Annotated in this window: 18 protein-coding genes; 12 read left to right on the forward strand and 6 right to left on the reverse strand. The window is 39.5% G+C overall.

The window, feature by feature from the left end; all coding sequences use genetic code 11:
- Positions 1-204 precede the first annotated feature (204 nt).
- The 4 genes from ACG9ZL_RS03945 to ACG9ZL_RS03960 all read left to right on the forward strand — a co-directional run bounded on the left by ACG9ZL_RS03945 (position 205) and on the right by ACG9ZL_RS03960 (position 2,221).
- Positions 205-573 carry a ribonuclease E inhibitor RraB gene (locus tag ACG9ZL_RS03945; protein ID WP_336953304.1) on the forward strand — a complete coding sequence of 123 codons (369 nt, stop codon included), beginning with the start codon at positions 205-207 and terminating at the stop codon, positions 571-573.
- Between the two features lie 136 nt (positions 574-709).
- Positions 710-1,156 (forward strand): SRPBCC family protein, encoded by a 447-nt coding sequence (locus ACG9ZL_RS03950; protein ID WP_336953303.1) that lies wholly within the window; start codon positions 710-712, stop codon positions 1,154-1,156.
- 254 nt (positions 1,157-1,410) lie between these two features.
- Positions 1,411-1,764, forward strand: coding sequence for a DUF488 domain-containing protein (locus ACG9ZL_RS03955; RefSeq protein ID WP_419359155.1), 354 nt, complete (start codon positions 1,411-1,413; stop codon positions 1,762-1,764).
- 112 nt (positions 1,765-1,876) lie between these two features.
- On the forward strand, positions 1,877-2,221 hold the full coding sequence (locus ACG9ZL_RS03960) for a zinc ribbon domain-containing protein YjdM (protein WP_336953300.1): 345 nt from the start codon (positions 1,877-1,879) through the stop codon (positions 2,219-2,221).
- Between the two features lie 46 nt (positions 2,222-2,267).
- Here the strand turns inward: ACG9ZL_RS03960 and ACG9ZL_RS03965 are convergent, their stop codons facing one another.
- Positions 2,268-2,828 carry a LuxR C-terminal-related transcriptional regulator gene (locus ACG9ZL_RS03965; protein ID WP_336953299.1) on the reverse strand — a complete coding sequence of 187 codons (561 nt, stop codon included), beginning with the start codon at positions 2,826-2,828 and terminating at the stop codon, positions 2,268-2,270.
- Positions 2,829-3,301: 473 nt separating this feature from the next.
- Between ACG9ZL_RS03965 and ACG9ZL_RS03970 the strand changes: the two genes are divergently transcribed.
- The 3 genes from ACG9ZL_RS03970 to ACG9ZL_RS03980 all read left to right on the forward strand — a co-directional run bounded on the left by ACG9ZL_RS03970 (position 3,302) and on the right by ACG9ZL_RS03980 (position 7,117).
- On the forward strand, positions 3,302-4,642 hold the full coding sequence (locus ACG9ZL_RS03970) for an MFS transporter (protein WP_419359157.1): 1,341 nt from the start codon (positions 3,302-3,304) through the stop codon (positions 4,640-4,642).
- A gap of 74 nt (positions 4,643-4,716) precedes the next feature.
- Entirely contained in the window at positions 4,717-5,601 is an 885-nt protein-coding gene (gene mmsB, locus ACG9ZL_RS03975; protein ID WP_419359158.1) for a 3-hydroxyisobutyrate dehydrogenase, read from the forward strand.
- A 13-nt stretch (positions 5,602-5,614) separates the two neighbouring features.
- Positions 5,615-7,117, forward strand: a complete 1,503-nt coding sequence (locus tag ACG9ZL_RS03980; RefSeq protein WP_419359159.1) for a CoA-acylating methylmalonate-semialdehyde dehydrogenase — start codon at positions 5,615-5,617, stop codon at positions 7,115-7,117.
- Between the two features lie 187 nt (positions 7,118-7,304).
- Here the strand turns inward: ACG9ZL_RS03980 and ACG9ZL_RS03985 are convergent, their stop codons facing one another.
- The 5 genes from ACG9ZL_RS03985 to ACG9ZL_RS04005 form a co-directional block, all read right to left on the reverse strand.
- A complete protein-coding gene (locus ACG9ZL_RS03985; protein ID WP_419359160.1) occupies positions 7,305-7,721 on the reverse strand; it encodes an ExbD/TolR family protein in 417 nt (138 codons plus the stop codon).
- Positions 7,722-7,740: 19 nt separating this feature from the next.
- Complete coding sequence (locus ACG9ZL_RS03990; RefSeq protein ID WP_336953294.1) at positions 7,741-8,166, reverse strand: ExbD/TolR family protein; 426 nt, start codon at positions 8,164-8,166, stop codon at positions 7,741-7,743.
- Between the two features lie 14 nt (positions 8,167-8,180).
- Positions 8,181-9,047 (reverse strand): MotA/TolQ/ExbB proton channel family protein, encoded by an 867-nt coding sequence (locus tag ACG9ZL_RS03995; protein WP_419328033.1) that lies wholly within the window; start codon positions 9,045-9,047, stop codon positions 8,181-8,183.
- 26 nt (positions 9,048-9,073) lie between these two features.
- Positions 9,074-9,775, reverse strand: a complete 702-nt coding sequence (locus tag ACG9ZL_RS04000; protein WP_419359162.1) for an energy transducer TonB — start codon at positions 9,773-9,775, stop codon at positions 9,074-9,076.
- A 145-nt stretch (positions 9,776-9,920) separates the two neighbouring features.
- Positions 9,921-12,596: a TonB-dependent receptor gene (locus ACG9ZL_RS04005; protein WP_419359164.1), complete on the reverse strand. Its 2,676-nt coding sequence runs from the start codon at positions 12,594-12,596 to the stop codon at positions 9,921-9,923.
- A gap of 723 nt (positions 12,597-13,319) precedes the next feature.
- Here ACG9ZL_RS04005 and ACG9ZL_RS04010 point away from each other — a divergent pair.
- The 5 genes from ACG9ZL_RS04010 (at position 13,320) to ACG9ZL_RS04030 (ending at position 21,116) form a co-directional block, all read left to right on the forward strand.
- A complete protein-coding gene (locus tag ACG9ZL_RS04010) occupies positions 13,320-15,110 on the forward strand; it encodes an ABC transporter substrate-binding protein (RefSeq protein ID WP_419359206.1) in 1,791 nt (596 codons plus the stop codon).
- An 82-nt stretch (positions 15,111-15,192) separates the two neighbouring features.
- Positions 15,193-16,938 carry an ABC transporter substrate-binding protein gene (locus ACG9ZL_RS04015; RefSeq protein ID WP_419359208.1) on the forward strand — a complete coding sequence of 582 codons (1,746 nt, stop codon included), beginning with the start codon at positions 15,193-15,195 and terminating at the stop codon, positions 16,936-16,938.
- Positions 16,939-17,005: 67 nt separating this feature from the next.
- Entirely contained in the window at positions 17,006-19,015 is a 2,010-nt protein-coding gene (locus ACG9ZL_RS04020) for a M3 family metallopeptidase (RefSeq protein ID WP_336953287.1), read from the forward strand.
- 14 nt (positions 19,016-19,029) lie between these two features.
- Positions 19,030-19,968 carry an ABC transporter permease gene (locus tag ACG9ZL_RS04025; RefSeq protein ID WP_004722891.1) on the forward strand — a complete coding sequence of 313 codons (939 nt, stop codon included), beginning with the start codon at positions 19,030-19,032 and terminating at the stop codon, positions 19,966-19,968.
- A gap of 8 nt (positions 19,969-19,976) precedes the next feature.
- Positions 19,977-21,116, forward strand: coding sequence for an ABC transporter permease (locus ACG9ZL_RS04030; RefSeq protein ID WP_419328030.1), 1,140 nt, complete (start codon positions 19,977-19,979; stop codon positions 21,114-21,116).
- Positions 21,117-21,118: the final 2 nt, after the last annotated feature.

Raw genomic sequence — 21,118 nt, forward strand, 5'->3', positions numbered from 1 at the left:
TGTCATTATTAGTTTAATCGTCAATGAATATAGGTTAACAATAGATATGAGTTTTATTAATCATAGAATTAATTCAATTTTTATTACAAATTGACGTCAAATAAAAGTAGTAATTTGTGTGCGAATGGGCAATATTTTAAAACTGTCATAAAACTTTGATATTGTAAACTCATAATATTTATAACCTTAAAAGAGGGCTTAGCCATGACTCGTGATTTTGAAAAATTCCCAGAAGATGATAACGGTAATCTACTTTGGCAAATGCACGAAGATGGTGATGATTTGGAAGAGGTACATGAAATCGAGTTTTCTGTGTATTTTAAAACACAAGAACTTGCTGAAAAATGTGCAATTTATCTTTTACACGAAGAGCAAAAAGTTTCACTGTATTTGGACGAAGAAGTACAGCCAAATGAATGGGTGATTACAATTTATGTTCATCTTCTTCCAGACTACGAAGACATTGTGGATTTAGAGCAATGGTTTACTAAAATTGCTGAGCAGTTTGAAGGTGAGTATGATGGTTGGGGATGCACAACCTATATATTTGATGATGAAGACGATGAGGAATAGATGACTGATATTGTTTTAAAAGCATATCCTTGTTGATCTGCTTTTTTAAGTTTCAGACTACTCAAACCATACATATGAAAGCTTTATACAGCGCTAAACTTGATTTTCAACAAGAATAATAGTCAAGGATATGAGTATGAGTAACACGGTAAAATTGCATCGCGTTTTTAGTGCACCACCAGAGCGAGTCTATAAAGCATTCTTAGACCCAGACGCGATTGTAAAATGGATGCCACCCCATGGATTTACCGCAAAACTTTACCAAATGGATGCGAAAGTTGGCGGTTCTTATCGGATGTCTTTTACCAATTTTTCTACAGGTTCAACTCATTCATTTGGTGGAACTTACGCGGAGCTTATTCCAAACCAGCGCATACGATATTTTGATCGCTTTGATAATCCCGAATTAGCTGGAGATATTGAAGTGATCATTGAAATAAAAGGGGTGCTTGTCGGAACTGAAGTCAATATTACCCAGTCAGGCATCCCCAAAGTGATTCCTGTTGAAGCCTGTTACTTGGGATGGCAAGAGTCTTTGCAGTTACTTGGGTTATTGGTCAATCCAACCATTCCAGACCAATAAAATAGTGCTAGTGAAATAATGAAAATAATCGTTTTCGAGAGCAAATGGTGCACCGCTATCCTCAACAATAAGTGGGCAATTCAATCATCGATTGTCTAGATTGCGTAAGCAAGTATAAGATAGTGCTATGTTTTTAGTGCAACAGCTAAGGTGGGGCGTGCATATTTATTGTTACTCCAGTATTACCTTGTGAAAGGATATTTCTCATTATTTAGAATCACTTCGGTTAAGTACAACTCCAGTTTGGAAAAATAATGACGATTTATAGTAAGCGGATTTATGATGCTGTTTCAGAAACAGATGGTAAAAGGATTCTCGTTGATCGCTTATGGCCATGCGGTATCAAAAAAGAAGATGCTAAGATTGACTTATGGCCAAAAGACGTTACACCATCTAATCAACTGAGAAAATGGTATCACGAGGATATAGAAAGCCGTTGGGATGAATTTCAAAAACGATATCGGGTTGAATTATCTCAGGTTACAGTATCGTTAGATGAATTGCGGAAACTTACAGCACAAGGTCCTATAACCTTATTAACGGCGACCAAAAATCAAGGTCGAAATCATGTCAGTGTTTTGCTGGATGTGTTAAATCCTAAAGCTTAGTTTAATGATCGCGGTTGATTTTTAAATTATTCCTTATATTTATTATGGTTTTTAAGTTGATGAAAAATCTTAAAATGCTATGATTGTGATTTGATCCTAAGCTGAGCTTATTATGTCGTTGCCCCATTGTCCGAAATGTAATTCAGAATACACCTATCAAGATAGTGATTTATTGATTTGCCCAGAATGTAGCTATGAATGGAAAGATGGTGAGCAAGTAACAGCAGATGACAACGTGACGATTAAAGATGCTGTTGGAAATATCTTGGCAGATGGCGACTCAGTGACGGTGATTAAAGATTTAAAAATTAAAGGTTCTTCTTCAGTGGTCAAGGTAGGAACGAAAGTCAAAAGTATTCGGTTACTTGTAGACAGTAATGATGGTCATGATATTGATTGTAAAATCGATGGGATTGGTCCAATGAAATTGAAATCAGAATTTGTGAAAAAAGCTTAATTTCTTAGGCTCATACATGATCACAGTATAATGACTGTGATCATTTTTAGTAGCTATCATTTTCTCGAATAATAATTTTTGAGGTTAGTTCTGCTTTGGAGCGAACGCCCAACTTTTTCATTAAATTTGCTTTATGTACTTCTATGGTCCGGTGTGATAGCTCTAATTTCCGGGCAATTTCTTTACAGGTAAACCCATTGACAATCAATTGGGTAATTTCAGATTCACGTTTTGTGAGTTTTTGCTTAGAAGATAACACCTGATCTTTTCGTTCAAAATGCCAGACCATTAATTTAAATGGATCTTCAGGCGTCAATGTTTGCCCATGAGTATGTGTCCAAAAGATTTCGCCATTTTTGTGCTGCATAAAACGCTGATCGGAATAGTAATGGCTTTTTTTTAACAGTAAACTTTGTAATGCATCATTGCCAACTTTTTCATAATCCTCAAGGCTAGGAAAAATTTTCACAATAGATTGCTCGATCAATTCCCCACGCTCATAGCCAAACAAAGTGGCAAATGCAGAATTCATTTCCATCATATGTCTATAACTTAATACAACGATCGGTGCAGGGCTAAAATCAAATGCGATTTTATTATAGTTCATAATAAGCATCCTTACTTAGTATAATAATAAATATAGCGAGCTAGATGGAAATAACAAGTATTAAACCGTTATTTTTTTATAATATGATGAAAATTAAATAGATTATTTTTATATGACTATGTATATAAATTTAGTATTTTAAATACTATGCAATGTATCACATTTTTTATATTTAACTTTAGTCTATATTTAGGTTTTTAATATAACTAGTTGTATTTGCTTTATTTGTTTTATTTTTAAAACTACTTAAGTAATTAAGGGTGTTGACTGAAAAAAGCAATTGATTCACATTGATGATGAGAAGCCTGTAGGTTATTTAGAATTTTTTATCAAAATAAATCAATATTAATCTTGGCTGCTTATTTTAACTTGTTTATGTAAAAAGAATGAGCTCACCTTAATTAATATAATCAGGATAGATTATCTCTAAGGTGATGAATGGATGACAATACTAAAAATTGGGCGAGGTAGCGATGGAGCACATACAAGGATCAGGTCCTCAACAACAGAAAAAATCTTCACACCGTTTAGCAGGTATATCCAGCATGGTGGGAACGACAATTGAATGGTATGACTTTTTTATTTACGGTGCAGCCGCAGCGTTGATTTTCAATAAATTGTTTTTCCCAAATCTTGATCCATTAACAGGCGTACTGGCTGCATTTGCCACATACGCAGTTGGTTTTATAGGACGTCCGTTGGGAGGTATTATCTTTGGTCATTTCGGGGACAAAATTGGTCGAAAAACAATGTTGCTCACTACCCTGATTATGATGGGGATTCCTACCGTTTTAATTGGCCTATTGCCAACCTACGAAAGTATTGGATATTGGGCGACCTTTTTTCTGGTGATTTTACGCTTTGTTCAAGGTATGGCAATGGGTGGCGAGTGGGGTGGTGCCGTGTTGATGGCTGTGGAGCATGCACCTGAAGGCGGTAAAGGCTTTTGGGGGAGTTTACCGCAAGCGAGTGCCGGTGGTGGTTTAATGTTGGCCTCTATCGCACTGGGGTTGGTTTCACTTTTACCCGAAGCAAGTCTATTTAGTTGGGGCTGGCGTTTGCCTTTCCTTGCCAGCATTTTATTGTTAGGTGTGGGGTGGTATATCCGTGTCAAAGTACCTGAGTCACCAGATTTTGAAAAAGTAAAACAACAAGCACAAGAAGTTAAAGTTCCAGCAATGCAGGTCTTTAAAAATCATCCGCGTGAATTACTCACGATTATCTTTGCCCGTGCTGCTGAAAATGCATGGTTCTATATTGCTTCAACTTTTGCCTTAGCCTATACCACAACCAAGTTAGGTATTCCTCGCCAAGACATTTTGTTTGCAACGATTTGTGGTGCAGGCTTAATCATGGTGATGACGCCATTGTGTGGACATTTATCCGATAAAGTGGGGCAGCGGAATATGTTTATGTTTGGTCTAGTGGTCCTTGCATTGTATTGCTATCCGTTCTTTAGCATGCTGGATACCAAAGATCCTGTGTTGGTCTGGACCGCAATTGTTTTAGCAATCGGCGTGGTGTTTCCGATTATGTATGCGCCACAGTCTCAGTTGTTTGCTCGACAGTTCCCTGCCGAAATTCGCTACAGTGGCATCTCGATTTCAGTTCAATTTGCAGGCGTGTTAGGCGGTGGATTAGCGCCATTGATCGCCACCAAACTACTCAGTATTGGTAATGGTAGTCCTCATTTGATTGTTATCTACATCGTAAGTATGGCGATTTTCGCAATCTTCTGTAGCTTGTTTATGAAGCGTGATGATCTCAGCCTAGCGCGACATCGTAAAACGGTTAAAAGCAAATTGTCTGTTTAGAGTAGATGATTGATTTAAAGAAAATCATTGCAATCAATGATCAAATTTACAACACTTAATTTTTAGGAATAAATATGAATATTTCCTTTATTGGTCTTGGGAATATGGGGCTTCCTATGGCTAAAAATTTGCTCAGTGCACAGTGGAAGGTGACAGGCTTAGATTTATCCCCCGAGGCTGTTGCAGCATTTAAATCCTTGGGTGGTGTAGCCGTAGATCACAAGCACGTTCTTCAAGATGCAGATGTTGTGATCACCATGTTACCCAACTCAGAAAGTGTCAGAAATTTTTATCTTGGTGATCAAGGTATTTTAAAAAGTTTAAAAAAGGGTTCGTTGATTATTGATTGTTCGTCGATTGCAGCTTTAACCAGCCGAGAAGTCTCAAAGTTTGCAGAATCTATGGGAGTCGACTGTGTAGATGCACCTGTTTCAGGTGGAACTTTAGCTGCCCAAGCAGCAAGCTTGACCTTTATGGTGGGTGGTTCAAAGCTGCAGTTTGAGCGAGCGAAATCTATTTTAGAGAAAATGGGTAAAAATATTTTTCATGCTGGAGAACATGGTGCAGGGCAGATTGCCAAAGCCAGTAATAACATGCTGCTGGCAATCAATATGATTGGTACCAGTGAAGCTTTGAATCTGGCAATGCGACATGGTTTAGATCCCAAAGTCATGTCTGAGATTATTCAAAACAGTTCCGGGGCAAATTGGTGTGTGGAGAAATATAATCCTGTCCCAGATGTTTTGGAAAATGTGCCTTCAAGTCAAGGTTATATTGCGGGCTTTATGACCGATTTAATGATGAAAGATTTGGGATTATCCCTAGATGCAGCATCCGAAGTCGATGCACAGGTGAGTTTAGGAACATTGGCTCAAACGATTTATAGTAAGCATAGTCAAAGTGGTCATGGAAAGACCGACTTCAGTAGTATTTTTAATTTAGTTTCAGTCGCAACGTGAAGGAAAAATCAGGATGAGTACTTTAATCGGACATTATATTTCAGGTCGTCATATCACAGAAACTCAACATTCAGGCCCAGTATTTAATCCCTCTACAGGTGAAGAAATAGCACGTTGTGCTTATGGCGATGCAACAGTGATTGATACTGCCGTAAAAGCTGCGACATCAGCAAATGCAAAAAAATGGGCAAAAGCTTCACATGCTACACGCTTGCAAGTTCTTTTTAAATTACGTGAGTTAATGATTGCCAAAACATCTGAATTAGCAGAAATCATTGGTCGTGAACATGGCAAAACTATTGCCGATGCAATCGGTGAAATTGGCCGTGCGATTGAAGGAATTGAATTTGCTTGTAATGCCCCACAGATTACTAAGGGCGAATATGCACGTAATGTTGCTGGCGACATCGATGTGTTTTCTGTACGTGTTCCTGTGGGTGTGGTGGGCTGTATTACCCCGTTTAATTTCCCCATCATGATTCCTGCTGTTATGATGGCAATGGCTGTGTCTGTGGGTAATTCAATTGTTTGGAAACCATCTGAAAAAGTGCCTTCGGCTGCATTATTTTTTGCAGAGTTATGGAAAGAAGCTGGTCTTCCAGATGATGTATTTAATGTTGTACAAGGGGATAAAACCGCAGTCGATGCATTACTTGAACATCCTGAAATCGCAGCTGTGAGCTTTGTGGGTTCTACACAGATTGGTGAATATGTTTACCAAAAAGGCACCTCACATAACAAACGTGTTGCCGCATTTACAGGCGGGAAAAATCACATGGTGGTGATGCCTGATGCCGATCTTGAAGCGGCTGCAAATGCCTTTGTTTCAGCAGGGTTTGGATCAGCAAGTCAACGTTGTATGGCGGTGTCATTGCTCATTCCCGTCGGTGCTGAAACGGCAGATCGCTTACGTCAACGTATCGTGGAAAAAATCAATGCATTGAAAGTTGGCGCATATAATGATCCAACTGCAGATTTTGGTGCGGTGATTAGTGCGCAATCGCAACAGTCTGTTTTAAAGGCGATTGATCAATGTATTACAGATGGTGCTGAGTTGGTATTAGATGGTCGTGATTTTAAACATCCAGAGTATTCAAATGGCTATTATATTGGGCCAACTCTATTTGATTATTTGTCTACAGATATGGATTTTTATCAACAAGAGGTTTTTGGCCCAGCGCGAGGAATTTTACGCGTCAATAGTTTAGATGAGGCAATTGCTGTGACCAATAGCCATGAATATGGCAATGGTTCGGTGATTTTTACCCGTGATGGAAAGTCAGCACATCGCTTCTTTATGGAAGTTGAGTCGGGCATGATTGGTGTTAATGTGCCTGTACCACTCCCAGTGAGTTATTTTAACTTTGGTGGTTTGCGACGTTCAAAATTTGGTGAGTCGCATTTATATGGTCCAGATGCCGCTCGTTTCTATACGAAGTTAAAATCTGTTTCACAAAAATGGCCTGATCCTGAAGAACAAGATCAAGCCATTTCTTTGGCATTTAAAATCACTTAATTGATTGAATGCTTATGATCAGCCAGCAGATGCTGGCTTGTTTAGATGTGAGTGAAAGTCAGATATATTGAGTATTGTGTTCTTTATAATGTCGCACTATGAATAAAACGTCTTGAAACATTGCATAGATCAAGGGCTCAAAGCTGCAAGTCGATTGTACTGTGCAGCTTTGTTCATCCCTTAAATATTATTGGCTTGCTGCAATTCCGATTTTTTTAACATTTAATCGTTGTGCGGCTGCCATCACCATTGCTACATCCTTATATTCAGTGAGTTTATCTGGCTGGACTTTAATCGGATCTTGATCTGATTTCTGCGCAACACCAGCAAATAAAACGTCTAGCGCTTGTTTATTTTCAACAGCTTGATCATTCCAAAAGATTTTACCTTGAGGGTCAATACGTAAGGTGACTGGCTCAGGTGGCTTCTCATTGGTAGGTGGTGGTGCACCATTGGGCAAGTCAATATTGATCGCATTATTTGGAATTGGGATGGTGATAATAAACATAATCAACAACACCAGCATCACATCAATAAGTGGTGTCATATTGACATCTAACATCACATCATCATCGTCTTTATTGGCACCGACATTCATAGCCATAAGCTGTTCCTTTTCTCGATTATGGTGCGGCAACTGGTGTCGTGACAAAAGCGATTTTGCCGATACCTGCTTGCTTGGTAGCACTGATTACTTCATCAATCGCTTCAAATTTTGTTACTTGATCACCACGAATATGTACTTCTGGTTGTGGGCGTTTTGCTGCTTCAGCCTGTAAACGATTGATCAATGTATTTTTATCTGCGATATACTTTTCGTTCCAAAAAATATCTCCCGCTTTATTGACAGCGATTTGCACATTAATTGGTTTAGTGACATAAGGTGTATTTTTTTCCTCAGGCAATTTGACTGGAACCGTGTGAATTGCAACAGGGACAGTGATTAAAAATATAATCAGTAAAACCAGCATAATATCCACCAAAGGTGTGGTATTAATCGCAGAAATCACATCATCTTCGTCACTGTCTGAATTGACTGTCATGCTCATAACTGATCCCTCATTTATTTAGCATCACTACTGTTTTTGATCTCACCACTGAGTAAAACAGTATGTAAGTCAGAACCAAAAGTACGTACATTATCCAATACTGCTTTATTGCGGCGGGTGAGCCAGTTATAACCAAGTACCGCAGGCACTGCTACAGCGAGACCGATTGCTGTCATGATCAGTGCTTCGCCTACAGGTCCAGCAACTTTATCAATAGAAGCCTGACCCGAAATCCCAATTGCAGTAAGTGCATGATAGATTCCCCAAACTGTACCGAATAAACCTACGAATGGTGCGGTAGAACCAACCGTTGCAAGAAATGCTAAACCACCACTTAAGTGGCTTTGAATTTTATCAATTGCCCGTTGAATCGACATTGTGACCCAAGTGTTAAAGTCGATACGCTCAAGTAGGTTTCCACCATGTTTTTTGGTTGAGTTAATGCCTTTTTCAGCAATAAAACGGTAGGCACTTGCTTCGCCTAGTGTTCCCGCAGCGCCGTCAATTGATGCAGCATCCCAAAATTTGGCTTCAACCTCTTTACCCTGACGTTTAATTTTTGCCTGCTGAATAAACTTGGTTACCATGATGTACCATGTTCCAATCGACATCAGGACCAAGATAAATAGGGTTGATTTAGCAACAATATCACCTTCGCGCCATAGTGCTTCTAAACCGTAAGGGTTGTGTACAGCTTGTGTTGTTGCTGGTTTAGGTGGTGGTGTATGGGCTTCACTTGTTGTTGTATTTGTTGCCGTTACAGTCGCAGGTGTTGCAGTGGTTTCTTCTGCAAATACACCAGATACAGGCAGTAGGGTGCTTACAGTTAAAATGCCAACTGAAGCAAATAGTCGTACAGATTTGAGCGCTTTATTCATCATTTATCTCCAAATTTTTATTTAATTGATTAATTCAGTACAAATTCATAAGGTATGTCATACCAAGAATCTTGAGGTTCACCATTCTTTAATGCAGGTTTAAACTTACATAAACTAAAAGCTTTCGAGGCAGCTTTATCTAAGCTTTTACTCCCACTCGATTTTTTTACTTTAGCCTCTTTAACCTTTCCATCACTACCCACAAATACCGAAATAAGGACCTCACCTTGTTCTTCGTTTTGTAAAGATTCACGTGGGTAATCAGGGGTTTTACAACCCGCTTCTCCACTCGACACACCGCGTGTTTCACCTGTTGGTTTTGCTTTTGCAGGCTCAGGTTTTGGTGTTGTTTCTGGCTTTGGCGTCGGGGTTGGTGTCGGCTCAGGACTTTCTGAGGTCTTAGGCGTTGCTGTGGGTGTAGCCGGCTGCTTTGGTGTTGCTGTCGGTTTTTCCATTGGTTTTTCAGTCGGCTTTGGATCTGGCGTTTTCAAAACTTTCTGCACCAACTTTGGTAGTTCTGGTGGTTTTTCAATGGGTTTAGGTTTTTCTGGTTCAGGTTTTTTGTCCTGAATAATCAGTAATTCAACAGGTTCATCCGCTGGTTTTTCAACTGTTTTAGATAAACCCGTAATCAAGCCATAGAGAATGATTAGATGCAGTAAGATGACTGCTCCAATCCCGATCAGGCGTTTGGAAGAATTATTTTCTAATTCTGAAAAATTCTTGCCCATTGCTACTCCTGAAATGAGAGACAAACAATAAATAGTAAAAGAGAGACGATAAAAAATTCTGTTCAATTCTTTTGTTTGGCTAAGTGAATGAATCAATTACGCAAACACCATGACAAGGCTTAGATAATGTTTGCGAAATGCCCAATTAGAATTTGTAAGTTGCTCTGACGTAATATGCGCGACCTGTTGGGTCTGCATAGCTAGAGTCATAACCGTATTGGAAGTTATCAGTCACGTTGGATGCAGGTGGATCTTGGTCAAAAATATTTTTGATCCCGCCAGTGAGTTCTAAGTTCTTAAATCCGCTATAAGTGCCCGCAATGTTATAAAGGATGTAATCACTGACTCGGTGGTTATCATATTTGGCTTCACCAATAGAATTTGAGTCTTTATAACCACGGCTAAATTGTTGCTCAAAGATCATTTTCCAGTTGTCATAACTCCAATTGACATTGGCAACATGTTTCCAGCGAGAATAGACTTGCTGGTTATAATAGCTACCTGTACGGCTGACCCATTCCCCGCCTTTTTCTTCTTGTTTGTCATATTTAATGACATAGGTTCCATCAATACCAAAACCAAAACGCCCTGTTTTAGTTACAGGCGTGAGATAGTTCAAACTTAAATCAACTCCTTGGGTTTTAATTCCACCCATATTGATCAAAGTGGTACTCACATATTTGATCCGCCCATCTGCATCACGGACAAATAAACTTGAATATTTGCTTGGGTCAGCAAAAATAATTGAATCGGTAATTGCATCAATCAGGTTGTCTACTTTGATGTTGTAGTAATCTGCTGTAAATACTAGATTTTTGATTGGCTCAAATACCAGTCCAGCAGTATAAGATGTTGACTCTTCAGCTTTTAAGTCGGGATTCCCACCTTGCATACGCTTAAATTGGACATTACATTCAGTTTGGTATTGTGGTGAAGTTGCAGTACCACCGGGGCAGAGCACAGGGTCATTGTATTTCGAACCTGTAAAGGTTTGGCTTTGCGGTGAGTTGATGTCATATAAGCTGGGTGCACGAAAACCTGTGCTGTATGAGGTACGGAACATCAATTGCTTTAACGGTTCCCAACGTAAAGCAACTTTTGGATTGAAGGTATCGCCAAAATCACTATAGTCATCATAACGTGCTGCGAGCTGCGCTTCTAAATTGGCTAAAATCGGGATATGTAATTCTGTGAATACTGCAGATATATCTCGATCACCCTTACTCACAGGTTTATCTGGATCTATACCGCTACCAGGCACTTGTCTGACGATCTCAGCATTAATTTTTTGATCCCAATTTTGTTTGGTAAAACTACCACCTAAGGCAAATCCAACGTCACCCGCAGGCAGTGTATAGATTGGACGAGATACAGTGACATCAAAAGAGGTTGAGTCTAAGCTGGCTTTATTGGTATCCCCATTGACTTCAAAAGATTTCCAAATATTAGCATCGGCTGAAGGGCCAAATGGATTGAGTGAACCGTCGTTTAAAGCAGCTTGAACTTTACTTTGATTGAGGTAACCCGCATTAAAGCTATCGGTTGCTTCACTTTTTGCATAGGTTAAGCCTGCATTGATATCCCAACCATAGGCTTCACCCTCAATTCCTGCAAATGCACGATGTGAGTCATTGGTTGTTTTGCCTGAACGGTTTCCCCCTTGTGAACGCAGATAGAGTTGTAAATCTCCATTGCTGAGTCCATTCACTGCGGGGACAATACCTTTGCCTGGATAATATTGACTTGTCGAAGGAAGCGTGACTGAACGGCTATATACATCAGGCGCAATCGAAGTAGTAACTTCGTTACGTGAGAAGATATATTCTCCAATCAGATTAAATTTATCTGAAAGTTTAAAGGTTCCGCGGCCAAGTGCTGAAATTGTTTCAACTTCTGGAGTAATTCCAATCAGTGCTTGGGTATTGAGATAACATAAGCCGCCATCTGCAGCGACATTTGGTGTGTTATTACAATTTGTATTGCCGTATGGATTTGCCAAAATATTGTTTTTGGGATCAAAAATATTTGCTGGGAAAGCATTTGCTGAGCTGGCATCTAAACCGAGCTCAGGAATTACACCACCACGGCGACTGATCTTGCGGTCTTTTGCCATGATATTGTTGCTTCTACGATAATCGACCACACCGTAAACATTAAAGCCTTGTTCATCTAGATTGCCATAGCCCCCAAAGATGGAAATATCTTGTTTATCACCACCACTGGCTTCGGGCTGAGTCGCTCCCACACTGATGTTGAGACCTTCAAAGGATTTTTTGGTAATAAAATTGATGACACCACCAATTGCATCGGCACCATAAACCGCTGATGCGCCATCACGGAGGACTTCGATACGTTCAACCATTGCCATTGGAATAATATTAAGGTTGGTGGTTGATGTACTAAATGGGCTATAAGCCAGACGACGACCATTCAATAAGACCAGAGTTTTATCTGTGCCTAATCCACGTAAATTGGCTGATGAACCCTCGGTATTACTTGCACCCACATTTTGAGATGTAGAAAAACCAGCTTGGTTAGAACTGACTTTGGTCAGTGCTTCTTCGACAGTGGTTACCCCTTGTTTGGCTAGATCTTCACCTTTAATAATCGTAATGGGTGAAGCACTTTGAGCTGCAACACCTTTAATTGAAGACCCTGTAACTGTGACTTTGGCTACTTTTGTTGGCTGTGTTTTTTCTTCAGTTTCTGCTGCATGCGCTAGCGATAGCCACATCATACTTAGACTAAGCGTACTCAACTTTAGTAAGGTTTTCCCCATCGTTGGCGATCCCAAAGTGCAAACATTTTTGTTTACTTTCATATTTTCAGACATCCGTTTTTTTTTGTACTTAGCGATATTGCTGCATTGCTTTCTAGCAATTCAAGTGCCAACTATCTAATTATATGTTTTAAAAATATACAAAAAAATGATAAGAATTTACGTGACTAGTGTTTAATCTTCTTATTCATCCGTGACTTGATGGTAGAAAAATAAGTTTGGAAGTCGTCTTAATTAATGTTAATACAATATGAAGTTGTGATTAAAAAACACGCTGATGGCTTTAATTATTCTTTATATTTATTTGTTATTTAAAGACTTTAACTAGATCTAATGAATCGTATAACTATTAATTATGACTTTGTTTTTGATATTAATTATTTTAAATCAAAAGATTAAGTGAGTATTTAAAGTGTTTGATAAAATAAGTGATCAATTTTGGAACGTGTGTGTACTTAAATTGTGCATTATGAGTAGTTCTGATAAATGATATCTGAATTTAATATTTAGGCTGGGGTGAAAGATGAAGATAGGATGTCAATCATAGATATTCATAGAATTAATGTGATTTTATTACGGTAAAAATAAATAAAATTTAGAAGGGGTAATCGTAGTGGCATGATATTCGCTTTGCATTTAATACTGTTATATCGTTCAATTTTTCACTATTGTTAATTTAACGTTCTGGTTCGGCACCAAAGCAGCAATCTACAGGATGATGGTGTTGCCAGTATTCTGTTTAAATAATTTGATGAATAAAAATACATAGGTGTGAATTTGGAATTCAAGCTTTTACAATTTGCGTTGTTGGTCGGTGCAATGAGTTACGGGGAAATGGCGATTGCGAAAACGCCTGCACAACCGAATAAAATCCTGAATTTGGCTTTTGAAGCACCAGATGATGGTTTCGATATGGTGAAAACCTATAATTTCTATAGTGGGAATATTGCAGAGGCGATATTTGAACCTTTATTAAAATATGATTATCTGGCTCGTCCTGTGGTATTGGTGCCCAATACGGCACAAGCATTGCCAAAAATAGAACAAGAGGGCAAGGTCTATACTTTTAAAATTAAGCCAGGCATTTATTTTACCGATGATGCTGCGTTTAAAGGCAAACGACGTGAGCTGACTGCTCAGGATTATATTTACTCTATTCAACGTGTGAGTGATCCGGAAAACCATTCGCCTACCTATTCTTTTATTGATGGCAAAATTCAAGGTTTAGAGCAAGTAGTTGCCAATGCGAAAAAGACAGGCAAGTTTAATTATGATGCGCCCATTTCAGGGCTTAAAGCTTTAGACAAATACACTCTACAATTCACCTTAACCCGTGCAGATTATAATTTCCCTTATATTTTGGCCTATGTCACTTTTAGCGGAACAGCGCGTGAAGTTGTTGAGTTTTATGGTGATCGTATCGGGCAGCATCCTGTAGGTACAGGTGCTTACCAACTGAGTAAATACGTGCCACGTAGTAAAATTGAGCTGGTGGCAAACCCTGACTATCGTGGCTTTATTTGGAATTATAAATCGACAGGTACGGCATGGGATAACCAACTTGTCAAAGAGATGTCGGGTAAAAAAATGCCTCAAGTCGGTAAGGTTGTCGTGAGTATTATTGAGGAAGAACAGTCAAGGTGGTTGGCGTTTAAGTCAGGCCAATTGGATTTTGACAAATTAACCTCAAATGCGGTTCCTCAGGCTTTAAACGGCACACAATTAAAACCAGAACTTAAACAACAGGGCATTCAACATTTTCCCAATAAAGACCCTGAAATCACCTATACCATGTTCAATATGAAAGATCCGATTGTGGGAGGTTATAGTCTAGACAAAATAGCGCTACGTCGGGCCATTACGCTGGCATACAACCAACAAGAAGCGATTAAGCAACTTTATAAAGGTCAAGCGGTTAGGGCTGAAATGTTGGTACCAGATGGGGTGCAAGGGCACAATGCTCAATATAGAAGTAGTATTGCCTATAACCCGTTATTGGCCAATAAATTACTGGATCGATTTGGTTATAAGAAAGGCAAAGATGGTTATCGAACTTTACCCAACGGGCAGCCGCTTACCCTGAAATATAATACGGAAAATAGCTCAAGCTCAGTCATTCATTCTGAGTTATGGAAGAAAAACTTAGATGCTATTGGAGTGCGTGTTGAATTTAAGGTCAGTAATTTTGCCGATAACTTAAAAGAAGCCATGCAGTGTAAACATATGATTTGGGGTGGGGCATGGATTGCTGATTTTCCTGAAGGAGAAAATTTTGCCCAATTGCTTTATGGTCCGAACTCAGGCAAAGGAAATTTAAGTTGCTATCAATCTAAAGCTTATGATGCACTGTATCAGCAAGCTTTAACTTTACCGCCACAACAACGAACGCCATTTTATGAAAAAATCAGTCGGCAGATAGAGGCAGATAACCCTTGGATTATTCATAGTACCCGTATTCGTAATTGGCTGTTGCAACCACAAGTTCAAGGCTATAAAGCACATCCAATGATCAATACCGTTTGGCAATACCTTGATGTTCAGCCAGCTAAAAAATAACCTGATGAAGTTGAATAAAATGATGAAGGATGATTTAAATCAAAAGTTAAAGCAGATTGGGGTTAGTGCATTATTGGGGGGCATGCTCCTGACAGTCACAATGAATGTATTTGCCAAAAGTCCAGCGGATCCAAATAAAGTTTTACGTTATGTTTTCCCAGTTGCAGAAACGGGTTTTGACCCAGCAGGTACCCAAGATCTTTATTCTGCACATGTACATAATTCAATATTTGAAGGCTTATATACCTATGATTATTTGGCATCACCCGCCAAATTAGTACCACGTACCGCGGTGGGCCTGCCTGAAGTCAGTGCTGATGGTTTAACCTATACTTTTAAAATTCAAAAAGGTATTTATTTTGCCAAAGATCCTGTATTTAAAGGCAAAGCCCGTGAATTAACCGCGCAAGACTATGTTTATTCTTATAAGCGGTTGTTAGACCCAAGTTTGCACTCGCCCAATAGTTGGTTGTTTGATGACAAAATTCTAGGCATGGACAAAGTGCTTGAGCAAGCTAAAAAAACAGGGAAGTTTAATTATGATCTATCAGTTGCAGGGCTTCAGGCGACAGATCATTATACCTTGGTGATTAAACTGAAACAAGTTGATCAAAACTTCCCAATGCTGTTGGCACATCAACCAGCTGGCGCAGTTGCACGAGAAGTGATTGAACATTATCGTGATCGGTCTGGTTTTGCCATGGCACATCCTGTGGGAACAGGTCCCTATGTCTTGACAAAATGGACACCCGGCTCACGGATTATCCTGAAAGCCAATCCAGATTATCGTGGTTATATTTGGGATTTCAAAGCATCCACACCAGAAGATCAAAAAATTGTAGATGCCATGAAAGGCAAAAAAATGCCGCAAATCGGTGTGGTCGATATTCAAGTGATGGAAGAATCACAATCACGCTGGTTATCATTTAGTAAAGATGAAACTGATTTATTTGTGTTGGATGGTGATCTCAGTGTTCAAGCCATCCAAGACGGTCAGCTTAAACCCGAACTTGCCAAAAAAGGGATTCAACTTTCCCGTATTGCCGATCCTTCAATTGATTATTATTACTGGAATATGCAAAACCCTGTTGTTGGTGGTTTGAGTAAAGAAAAAATTGCTTTACGTCGTGCCATGGCAATGGCCTTTTCACCTGATAATCAAATTAAGATTTTGATGAAAGGTGATGCGCAACGATTACAATTCCCCATTCCTTATGGAGTGATTGGGCATGATCCAAACTATAAAACCAGTATTCCTTATTCCGTCAAAGCCGCCAATTTACTGTTAGATCGTTATCATTATAAGGTTGCTGCCGATGGTTGGCGTACCTTGCCGAATGGTAAACCTTTGCTAATTGAATTAACTGTTTATGGAAATAGTACACGTAGTCAGCAAAGTGCTGAATTTTGGAAAAAGACTTTAGACAATATCAAGGTCAAAATGACCACCAAATCCTTGCCTTTTGCGGAAGGTTTAAAAGCAGAAAAACAATGTAAAACCATGTTTAAGGGATCAGCTTGGATTGCAGATTATCCCGATGCAGATAACTTTATGCAGCTATTTTATGGAAAGAATATCCATTCAACCAATAGTGCCTGCATGAAAATTCCTGAATATGATCGCTTATATGAACAAACGCAAAAATTGAAACCGGGTCCTGAGCGTGATGCTTTATACCATAAGATGGCGCGAATATTAGAAGTGTATATGCCGGTACAAATGGCATCGACCCGTTATCGCAATGCTTTGGCGCAACCGCGTGTCATTGGCTTTAAAAAGCATCCGATTATTCCATCGGAATGGATGTATTTTGATATGAAAAAATAAACTCTATCAAAAGCTTAAAAATAAACAGATTGAAATTTGAAAATGAATAAATGAAAGATTGGAGAAAATGAAAATGAAGCGATTTAAATTAACTACACTCTGTATGTTGTCAATGGGTATGGGGCAATGGGCCTTTGCAGAAACTGAGCGCAGTACTTTACCCAAGTTTCAGGCCAAAGATATCCCTGCCCAATGTGATGCAAAAATTACAGACGTTAAAACCAAGTTGGCTGAATTTGCCAAAGTTAAACTCAAAAATAATGCACCTGCTGGAGCAGTATTGGCAAAGTGGGATGAAATTTTTGCAGAGTTTGAAGATTTTTATGGACCAATTAATTTAGCCAGTAATGTTGACCCAAGCGCGGATTTACGTAAAGCCGCAGAAGACTGTGAAGTTAAAATCAGTCAGTTTCAAACTGAAGTGTATCAAGATGGAAAGCTTTATCAGCAAATTAAAAAAATCAAAGCCAGTGATGAGATTGACCGTAAATATCGCCAAGATATTTTAGATGGTTTTGAAGATACAGGGGTACAACTTCCCGCAGAAAAACAAGCACGTTTAAAAGTGATTTTAGATGAATTGACCAAGATTCAACAAGAATATGCCCGTAACATTCGAGACAATCCTGAAAAATTAGAATTTACTCCAGCCGAATTAAAAGGCTTACCAGAAAGCTATATTGCCAATCTAAAGAAAAATGAAAAAGGCAATTACCTGTTGGGTTTTGACTACCCAGAATACCGTCCTTTTATGGAATTGGCAGACAGTGATGATGCGCGTAAACGTTATCAAATTGCTTATACCCGCCGTGGTACTGAAAAGAATTTAGTGTTGCTTAAACAAGCGATTGATTTACGGCATGAACTTGCACAATTATTCGGTAAAGCCAGTTATGCCGATTGGGCATTGAAAAATCGTATGGCCAAAAATCCTGAAACGGTCAATAAATTCCTCAATGAGGTACATAGTACGGTTGCGCCATTAGAGAAAAAAGAAGTGCAAACACTGCGTGAATTTAAGGCTAAAACCTTAAATATTCCTGTGGAAAAAGCGGAAATTAACCGTTGGAGTGAGGGCTATTGGAGCGAAAAATTACGCCAAGAAAAGTACAAAATTGACCAAGAAAAAATGCGGGAATATTTCCCGACCCAAGCATCACAAGATTGGTTATTTGCAATTTCTTCAAATCTATATGGGATTGAATTTAAGCCTGCCAAGGTTGATGTCTGGCAAGATGAAGTTGAATATTACGATGTAACAGATCAGAAAACAGGTCAGCTTTTAGGTGGTTTATATATCGATAAATTTCCACGTGAAGGAAAGTATGGTCATGCAGCGGTGTGGGGCGTTAAGGGGGGCAGTACCCTAACCCAGCGTAAACCGATTTCAGCCTTAGTCACCAACTTTAACCGTAAAGGTTTAAACAGTGATGAACTGGAAACCTTTGTACATGAGTTTGGGCATGCTTTACACGGAATTTTATCAAACACCCGTTATGCCTCACAATCTGGCACCTCAGTCGAGCGAGATTTTGTTGAAGCACCGTCACAGATGTATGAAGAATGGGCACGCCGTAAAGAAACGCTGTCGACCTTAGCCAATTATTGCAAACCCGCCTGTCCGCGTGTCGACGATGAATTGATTGGCAAATTAAAAGCCGTTAAAAACTACGGTCGTGGCTTATTTTATTCTCGTCAAACTTTATATGCGCAATACGATATGGCACTGCATACCGCAGATGCTTTAAAAACCCAGCCTTTAGAGGTATGGAAAAAACTCGAAAATCAAACCGCCTTAGGGTATGTGCCAACTACAGAATTCCCAGGGCAATTTGGTCATATTATGGGCGGATACCAAGTCGGCTATTATGGCTATATGTGGTCTGAAGTGATGGCCTTAGACATGCTTTCTGCTTTTGGCGATAACTTAAATAATCCAGAGGTTGGAGCACGTTATCGTAAAGCAATTTTGTCACAAGGTGGACAAAAGAAAGCAGAGCAGTTGGTGGTTGATTTCTTGGGCAGAGAACCGGATAACAAGGCATTCTTTCAAGAAATTACCGGTCAACGTGATTAAAAGGAATTAGAACTATGCTGGCATATATCACGCGCCGTATATGGCAAATGATTCCCACCATGTTGGGAGTCGTGTTGCTGATTTTCTTTCTATTTAATTGGGTAGGCGGAGATCCTGCTTATATCCTTGCTGGAAAAATGGCAAATCCTGAACAGATTGAAAATATTCGTCAGCAACTTGGGGTAGACCAACCATATTACGTTCAATTGTGGATTTTTATTAAGCAAATCCTGACTTTTGATTATGGCAATAGTTGGAGTACTGGGGAATCAGTTTCAAACATTATTCTGACCCGTTTGGGTCCATCACTGACCATCATCATTCCACTGACAATTTTACAAACTGTAATTTCAATCATTCTGGCTTTGGCTGTTGCTTCGGTACGTGGTTCGCTGACGGATCGTATGGTGATGTTGTTATGTACCATTGGGATGTCGATCAGTATTTTGGTCTATATCATCGTATTTCAATACGGTCTTGCCTATAAGCTGGGATGGTTCCCTGTACAAGGTTGGAGCGATAGTCTCAGTGAAAATCTATTGCAATACGCACTATTGCCAATCTTAATCATGTTAGTGGTGAGTATTGCACCGACTTTACGTCTATACCGTAGCTTTGTCTTAGATGAAGTCAATCAGGACTATGTGCGTACTGCACGGGCAAAAGGGGTCGGTGAGGGACGTATTTTGGGCGTGCATGTGCTGCGTAATGCATCTATTCCGATTATTACCGATGTGATGTCGAGCCTGCCAGCGTTATTGATTGGAGCATTTTTAATTGAGCGATTTTTTGGTATTCCGGGGATTGGACGAGAAGTCATTATTGCAGTAGAACGAAGCGACTTTCCAGTGATTAAAGCAATCACCGTATATGTTGCTGCTGCGACCATGATTTTTAACCTCATTGCCGATTTGATTTATAAAGTGGTTGATCCACGCGTACAGTTGAAGTAGGTGGGATGATGCTCGGAATTTTATCTAAAAAAGTAGACGTCCAAGACCAACAGACTTCTCCTGGTTTATGGCGATTGGCGATGCGACGTTTAAAAGCAGATCGTATTGCTATGCTGTCGTTATTGGTGTTGCTGTGTTATTTCATCATATTGGTACTCTCCATGACGGGTGTGATTGCATCAAATTGGAATAAAGAAGTCGCCGTGAGTTATGCGCCACCTACATTTATAGGGGCAGATCAAAACACGCAAGATTCTGAAAAAAAAGCCACACCTGTAGCAGCTTTACCTGAAAATCCTGTTGATCCTTTAAAAGATGTGATCAAAGAACTAAATACTGAAATTGCAACAGAACAAACTTCAGGTGGTGAGATTGACTACTACGGTATTCAAGATCCGCTTGCAGAAGATATGAAAGCCATTGATCAGCAATTGGGTGGGCATTTACTTGATCAGCAAAGCGAACTCAAACAAACCTTGCCTTTTGGTGCTGATAAATGGGGACAGGATGTAGTACTAAAAACCATTAAAGGTGCAGAAACGTCTATTATTGTGGGCTTGATCTCGGCATTGCTGGCAGTGGTAATCGGCACATTCTTAGGGGCAATCGCTGGTTATTTTGGTGGTTGGGTCGATGATGTTCTGAACTGGTTTTATAACATTTTTACCTCGATACCTTATCTATTGTTGGTGTTGGCGATTGCTGCTGTACTGCAACAAAAGGGTATTCTTTCCATTGTTTTAATTCTTGGATTAACGGGTTGGACTGGGGTATTTCGTTTAATTCGTGCCGAATATATGAAACATAATTCACGCGAGTATGTACTGGCAGCCAAAGCAATTGGTGTCAGTAATACCCGAAGGATGTTCGTGCATATTTTCCCAAATGTAAGTCATATTGCTTTGGTTCAGATGTCGATCTTGGTGGTTGCATTTATTAAGTCTGAAGTAATTCTAAGCTTCTTGGGCTTTGGTGTACCTGTGGGAGTGGTGTCATGGGGTAGTATGTTGAATGAAGCACAAAGTGAGCTAATTTTAGGCAAATGGTGGCAATTGGTGGCAGCTTCAGTAGCGATGGCCGTGCTTGTGACCGCATTTTCAATGTTTACAGATGCATTGCGTGATGCATTAGACCCTAAACTAAAATAAGG

Origin of the sequence: Acinetobacter legionensis (assembly GCF_048551735.1) — a bacterium.
Classification (GTDB): Bacteria; Pseudomonadota; Gammaproteobacteria; order Pseudomonadales; family Moraxellaceae; genus Acinetobacter.